This is a genomic window from Rickettsia sp. TH2014, from assembly GCF_019249195.1.
In the GTDB taxonomy this organism is placed as follows: domain Bacteria; phylum Pseudomonadota; class Alphaproteobacteria; order Rickettsiales; family Rickettsiaceae; genus Rickettsia; species Rickettsia felis.
The window spans coordinates 8,963-11,334 of the sequence record NZ_MXAX01000102.1 but is presented as its reverse complement, the minus strand read 5'-3'; the positions used below and the strand labels follow the sequence as shown (position 1 = coordinate 11,334).

The window sequence follows — 2,372 nt, the reverse complement described above, 5'->3', positions numbered from 1 at the left end:
AACTGCAATACGGAGGCACGACCAGAAATAGTATCGTCTTGATAAATCATAATACATTTCCTATTTTAGTTTAATTGTAAAAAATAATACTATTAATTGATAAAAAGTAAATATATTAATTTGGTGTTACTACATAAGAAATTAACTATATTAACAAACCTCTATAGACTCAGAATTACCTATTAATATCTCGAAGCCTTCCCCTCCGTTATCATTATTATCATAATAATAATTAAAATCATTTTTAGGACAACACGGTTTAGATATAATATCTTTAGTAAGCCTTGTATTTATAGTAGCATGATGTCCATTCGCCGAAGAAACTATTGCTCCATTACCTAAGCTATTATAATTTATATTAGAAAAATTTCCAAATTTGAGTGTATCACTTACCTGATATCGAACTATCCCTTGCTCCTAGATTCTCTATGCTAGCACTATTATATAGTGTTGTATTTTTTGTCATAATTTCTACCTTATTTTTTGTTAAAAAACCATAATACACAAAATTATAAATTAAGTAAAGAGGATATTAATAAATTAGTACTTTATTTACTTTTCTCCTCCTGCTGTTTATACCAAAGTTCCGCATAGTAGCCTTTGTGCTGTAGCAAGGTTTTATGGTTGCCTCGTTCTACTATATAGCCATTATCTAAAACAATAATCTCGTCTGCATCGATAATAGTTGATAGTCTATGGGCAATGATAAGAGTAGTATGATACTGTGATATTTCTTTAAGGCTTGCTTGAATTAGCTTTTCGGTTTTAGTATCAAGCGAGCTAGTGGCTTCATCAAAAACATATATTGCAGGATTTTTTAGGATAGTTCTTGCTATTGCAATACGCTGTTTTTCACCGCCCGAAAGCTTCAAGCCTCTCTCTCCTACCTGTGTCTCGTAACCTTCGGGTAGCGCGCTAATAAACTCATGAATATGAGCATTTTTTGAGGCTGCTATAACTTCATCGTAACTAGCTGCATTATTGCCGTATGCGATGTTGTAATATATCGTATCATTAAACAACACCGTATCTTGCGGAACAATCCCGATAGACCTACGAAGTGAGACCTGCGTGACTTCTTGTATATCTTGATTATCTATAGTAATGCTACCGCTATTGATATCGTAAAATCTAAACAACAAGCGTGATATTGTTGATTTCCCCGCTCCACTACTACCCACTACTGCTAAAGTTTTACCGCTCTTAATCGTAAAACTTATATTATGCAAAATCGGACGTTCCTGATTATAAGCAAAGCTAACATTATCGAAACTAACCGCACCTTTTGAGATGATTAGCTCCTTAGCATCTAGCGTATCCTGTACTTCTGCCGGTATATCAAGCAGCTTAAACATATCTTCCATACTAACTAGAGCGTTTTTAATTTCTCTATAAGCAAAACCAAGTATTGAAAGCGGAATTGATAGCTGAAACAAGTAAGTATTAACCATTATTAAATCACCGACGGTCATTTTATTTTGGTTAATAGCATGTGCCGAAAGTATCATTAAAGAAACAAGACCTAAGGATATTATAACATCTTGCCCGATATTTAAAATCGATAGGCTGTTAGTGATTTTAGTAGAAGATTCTTCATAATTTTGTAAGGCCTCATTAAACCTTACTGCCTCATATTCTTCATTACCGAAATATTTAACAGTCTCAAAATTTAGTAAACTATCTATTGCAATATTATTAGCGGTGTTATCACTTTTATTTACTTCTCTTACGAACGAAATTCGCCAAGTGCTGATCTTGAACGTATAAACCACATAAACTATCATCGTTATTAAAATAGTTACGGCAAACCAAATACCGTAAACATACCATAACATTCCACTTACAAGGATTATCTCTAGGCTTGTCGGAAAAATATTAAATAATGAATAACGTAATATTGCTTCAATACCTGTAGTACCACGCTCTATTGACCTACTTAAACCTCCTGTTTTTCTAGTAATATGAAAACGCATACTTAAATTATGCATGTGCTTAAAGACGTTCAGAGCAACTAAGCGTGTTGCCTGATGTCCTACTTTTGAGAAAATAATATTTCGCAGCTCACTAAATATTTGTAGCAATATTTTAGTTCCGCCATATGCAACAATAATCCCTATAATAACCGAAAGAGCCAAATTTTTATTTAGCCCATCTATTATATATTTATAAACAATCGGAATGAAAATATTTATTACTTTGGCTATGACTAGACACATAAGAGACGTAACAATACGCAGACGTATATCAAAATTCTTCGACCATAAATAAGGCAGAAGTAAATAGAATGAATTTTTATGATTGTTGTTGGACATTGGAGGATTTTTTATAGTTTTCGGCGTCATTGCGAGCAGCCATAGGCTGCGTGGCAATCT

Annotated in this window: 1 protein-coding gene; it reads right to left on the bottom strand. The window is 33.2% G+C overall.

Annotated elements, in window-relative coordinates; translation table 11 throughout:
* Positions 1-548: 548 nt before the first annotated feature.
* Positions 549-2,312, bottom strand: coding sequence for an ABCB family ABC transporter ATP-binding protein/permease (locus KYQ89_RS01855; protein ID WP_218460164.1), 1,764 nt, complete (start codon positions 2,310-2,312; stop codon positions 549-551).
* Positions 2,313-2,372 lie beyond the last annotated feature (60 nt).

What these genes read in the sequence shown, in the direction of transcription:
- KYQ89_RS01855 (WP_218460164.1), bottom strand. Translation starts at nt 2,312, where the DNA reads ATGTCCAACAACAATCATAAAAATTCATTCTATTTACTTCTGCCTTAT.